The 4606-nt window shown below is 64.0% G+C and carries 5 protein-coding genes; all 5 read right to left on the minus strand.

Annotated features, from left to right (window positions below):
• On the minus strand, positions 1-868 hold an 868-nt coding region (locus EOA32_RS33480), incomplete at its 3' end, for an 8-amino-7-oxononanoate synthase (protein ID WP_145971443.1).
• Positions 865-1806 carry a biotin synthase BioB gene (gene bioB / locus EOA32_RS33485; RefSeq protein WP_128374011.1) on the minus strand — a complete coding sequence of 314 codons (942 nt, stop codon included), beginning with the start codon at positions 1804-1806 and terminating at the stop codon, positions 865-867. The genes bioB and EOA32_RS33480, both read right to left, overlap by 4 nt.
• 135 nt (positions 1807-1941) lie before the next feature.
• A complete protein-coding gene (nadC, locus tag EOA32_RS33490; protein ID WP_128374009.1) occupies positions 1942-2796 on the minus strand; it encodes a carboxylating nicotinate-nucleotide diphosphorylase in 855 nt (284 codons plus the stop codon).
• Positions 2796-4337, minus strand: a complete 1542-nt coding sequence (locus EOA32_RS33495; protein WP_128374010.1) for an L-aspartate oxidase — start codon at positions 4335-4337, stop codon at positions 2796-2798. Before EOA32_RS33495 ends, nadC begins: the two co-directional genes overlap by 1 nt.
• Positions 4334-4606 (minus strand): quinolinate synthase NadA (gene nadA, locus EOA32_RS33500; protein ID WP_189407586.1); only part of this gene is annotated, 273 nt, incomplete at its 5' end. The genes EOA32_RS33495 and nadA, both read right to left, overlap by 4 nt.

The following is a 4606-nucleotide window of genomic DNA, read 5'->3' on the forward strand; positions in this document are numbered from 1 at the left end:
CCTGCAACTGGGCACGGCGTTGGGGCTCGTCGGACAGCATGGCAATCGCCTCGCGCGCTGCCACGGCCATCAGCGGCGATGGCGCGGTGCCATAGATGAACGGACGGCAGCGGTTGACGAGATAGTCGCACAGTGTCCTTGGGCCCGTGACGAGGGCGCCAGATGCGCCGAGCGCCTTGCCGCATGTGTGCAGCGCGAGGACGTTGTCGCGCCCCTCGAAAGCGACGGCAAGGCCGCGGCCGTCGGGTCCCCAGGCGCCGGTAGCGTGCGCCTCGTCGACAACGATGAACGCCTCGTGCCGGTCGGCCAGCGCCACAAGGCTCTCCAAAGGCGCGCAGTCCCCACCCATGCTGTAGAGGCTTTCGACCGCGATCCAGACGCGCCCCATGCCGCCTTCAGTGCGCCAGCGAGCTATCGCGTCCTCGAAGGCGTCGAGGTCGTTGTGAGCGGCCAGAACGAACTCCGCGCGTCCGGCGCGCGCACCCTCGTGCATGCTGGCATGGGCCAGCTCGTCGAGGACGAGTAGGTCGCCCTTCTGCGGCAGCGTCGTCACAATAGCGAAATTGGCGATGTAGCCGCCGCCGAAGAAAAGTGCGCGCTCGGCCCCGAAAAACGCCGCAGCGTGAGCTTCCAATTGCTCATGCTCCGGCGCGTTGCCGCGCAGCAGCCGTGATCCTGTTGCGCCAACCGGCGTGCCGCGCGCGATCGAAGCCACAACCGCGTCGCCAAGCCTCTTGCAGGCGGCAAGCCCGAGATAGTCATTCGATGAGAAGTCGAGGCCGGCGCGCGGCGCCAGCCGCCGCAGCCGGTCCTTGCGCGCCAGTCCCTGCAAAGTCGCCTCGTAGCGGGCAAACAGTGCCTCGTTCACTGCGCCTCCGGTTCCATCCGCTCGATCCCCAGACGCCGGAACAGCAGCGTATCCTTGTCCTGGCCGGGATTGCCCGCAGTCAGCAGCGTGTCGCCGACGAAGATCGAATTGGCGCCGGCAAAAAAGCACAGCGCCTGCATCTCGTCGGTCATAGCGGTGCGACCGGCCGAAAGGCGGACATGCGATTTCGGCATCATGATGCGGGCGAGCGCGATCATGCGCACGAACTCGATCGGCTCGATAGGGCTGGCGTCGGCAAGTGGGGTGCCGGCGATCGGAATGAGCATGTTGATCGGAACGCTTTCTGGATGCTCCGGCAGATTGGCGAGCGTCACCAGCATGTTGATCCGGTCCACCGGCTCTTCGCCCATTCCGACAATCCCGCCGCAGCAGACCTTGATGCCGGATTGGCGCACGTTCTCGAGCGTATCCAGCCGATCGGCAAAGCTGCGCGTGCTGATGATCTCGCCGTAGTAGCGCTCCGACGTGTCGATATTGTGGTTGTAGTAGTCGAGCCCCGCCTCCTTCAGGCGACCGGCCTGCTCGAGATCGAGCATGCCGAGCGTCATGCAGGTCTCCATGCCGAGCGCCTTGACGCCTTCGACCATGGCGACCACCGCATCCATGTCGCGCGGCTTGGGATTGCGCCAGGCAGCACCCATGCAATAGCGGGTGGCGCCGGCATCGCGCGCCTTGGTCGCCTCAGCGATGACTTGCTTGACCTCCATCAGCTTCGAGGCCTTCAGGCCCGTTTCGTGATGCGCCGACTGGCTGCAATAGCCGCAATCCTCCGGGCAGCCGCCTGTCTTGATGCTGAGCAACCGGCTGAGCTGGATCTTGTTGGGATCGAAATTCTGGCGGTGAACGGTCTGCGCCAGGAAGAGCAGATTGTTGAAAGGTGCATCGTGAAGTGCCCGAGCCTTCTCTAGGGTCCACATACCGCCATCAGCGCATTGCGTCCGTGGCATCGTTTTAGCCGCATTGGTGTCGTGCATATCCGTCATGTTTCCTGGCACTTCGCATTGTCCTCGCGCTTCGAATGACCGTGGATCCCCGACCGTTTCGTTGGCCGATCACGGCGCGTAATAGTCCAGTCCGATGTCGAGAATTGGCGCGCTGTGGGTCAACCAGCCGACGGAGATAAGATCGATGCCAGTGGCCGCGATGGCTGGCGCCGTCGTGGCAGTGATCCGGCCCGACGCCTCCGTGATCGCCCGGCTGGCGACCATGGCCACCGCCTGGCGAAGCTCATCGAGCGACATGTTGTCGAGCAAGACAGCGTCTGGGACAAGCGAGAGGGCTTCTTCCAACTGGACTAGCGTGTCGACCTCGACTTCGATCTTGACGAGGTGGCCGACACTCTGTCGCGCGCGTTTGATGGCGGAACGGATGCCGCCGGCAGCCGCGATGTGATTGTCCTTGATTAGGACGGCGTCGTCGAGGCCGAAGCGGTGATTGGCTCCGCCGCCAGCGCGCACGGCGTACTTTTCGACAGCCCGCAACCCCGGCGTCGTCTTGCGCGTGCAGGTGATCTTGGCGCGGTGCTCGCAAACCGCTGCGACAATCGATGCGGTTGCCGTGGCAATGCCACTCAAATGGCATAGGAAATTCAGCGCCGTCCTTTCAGCGGTGAGAATAGCCCAGGTCGGGCCACTCACCGATGCAATTATCTCCCCTTGCGCAACTTTGCTGCCGTCTGCTCGATTCACATCCATCTTGATATTTTGGTCCATCAATCTGAACGCGAGCCTCACCAAATCGAGCCCGGCGACAACTCCAGGCTGGCGTGCGGCCAGAACGGTCGTGGCGTGATGAACCTTTGCTACCGTCGCCTCGGTGGTGACGTCACCGCCTCTGCCCAGATCTTCCAGAAGGGCTGACCGAACCAACGGCTCGAGTATGATTGCTGGAAGGGGTGACAGGCCCATTAGGTGGCGCTTTCCAGCGTTGGCGAGTGCGCCAGTTCCCGAGCCGCGGCGAGGGCGGCTCCGAGGGTGATCTCGGAACGACGCGCAACAGCTGCATGATGGGGAAAGTCCTCGCGGTAATGAGCGCCGCGGCTCTCTCGGCGCCGCAAGGCCGAAATAGCAAGCATCAGACCGACAGCCGCCGGATCCGATGCCGCGTCCTCGCGTTCAGCGAGCGGCAACAACGCCCGTGCGGCGGCTTTCAAAGCTTCGCCATTGCGCACGATACCGAGTGCGCGCGACACGAAAGGACGCGCGGGTACCGGATCGGGCGATGGGTAATCGTCTGCAAACACTCGCTTTGTTCTGCGTGCAGGCGTTCCGCCCACGCTCTCAGCGACCCAGCGCGCGCATACGACGGCCTCGGTCAAGGAATTGCTGGCGAGCCTGTTGGCGCCGTGCAGTCCGGTCGAGGCGGCCTCGCCACAGGCCCACAACCCCTTGACCGATGTCCTGCCCGAGCCGTCCACGGCAACGCCACCCATGTGATAGTGCTGGGCAGGACGAATGGGAATGAGATCATGCACGGGATCAATCCCCAGTCCACGACAGGCACATGCGATCGTGGGGAAGTGTCGAACAAATTCCGGGCCAGGCCGTTTCCGCGCGTCGAGGAAGACTTGATGGCCACCTGCCAGATGGCTCCAGACTGCGCGCGCCACGACGTCGCGAGGCGCGAGTTCGGCGCCCGGAACGCCATCGAGGAAGCGCCGACCCGTCTCATCGATCAGGGTAGCACCTTCGCCGCGGACAGCCTCGCTGACCAGCGCCATGGGGCGTTCGGGACCCTCGAGCGCGGTCGGATGGAACTGGATGAACTCGAGGTCGGCAAGGACAGCTCCCGCGCGGGCCGCAAGTGCCAGGCCCTGTCCGCAACTGCCCGAAGGATTGGTGCTGTCGAGAAATAGCCCGCCGATCCCACCGGTGGCAAGGACGACCCGCCGTGAGCCGAAGAAGACAGGTCCTAGCGCACAGCTCGCCCAGACGCCTTGGATCGCATTCCCCCTGACCGCTAGTCGGCGCGCTTCCACGCCCTCCACGACAACAATCGAGGGGGTGGACCGCACGGCATCAATCAGTGCGCGCATGATCTCACGCCCGCTGCCGTCGCCATGAGCATGAACGATGCGACGCCGGCTGTGTGCGGCCTCCAATCCGAGGCACAGGGGTCCTTTTAGCGTACGGTCGAAGCGGACCCCAAAGCGCGCAAGCCCCTCGATCGCGCCAGGCGCGGCCTGAAGGATGCGGTTGGCCATATCTTCATCGCAAAGCCCGTCGCCGGCGGCGAGCGTATCAGCCAGGTGCAGTGTCGGATGGTCGTCTTGGCCGAAACTCGCAGCCAGCCCCCCTTGAGCCGAGGTACTCGAAGTGTCAGCTCCCAGAAGCGTCCTGGACAAAACAAGCACCGGCTCCGGCGCCAATTGAAGCGCGGTCATCAATCCGGCGACGCCGCCCCCGATGATGATGGGCCGCCCAAAGAAGCTGCGGACATCGGGCCTCAAATTGCCAGCATCCGTTCGACTGCGACCCGCGCGCGCCCCGCGATCTCGGGCTCAATGGTGACGACATTGCGGTTCTGCTCGAGCGCCATGCGGATGTTGCCAAGCGTGATCCGCTTCATGTGCGGGCACAAATTGCAGGGACGGATAAACTCGACATCCGGGTGCGCTAACGCGACGTTGTCACTCATCGAGCATTCCGTCATCAGCACGACACGTGGCGGCTTTTGCGTTTCGACATAGTCGGACATGGCTGCGGTCGAGCCCGAAAA

The sequence above is a fragment of the Mesorhizobium sp. M1A.F.Ca.ET.072.01.1.1 genome (assembly GCF_004023325.1).
GTDB lineage: Bacteria > Pseudomonadota > Alphaproteobacteria > Rhizobiales > Rhizobiaceae > Mesorhizobium.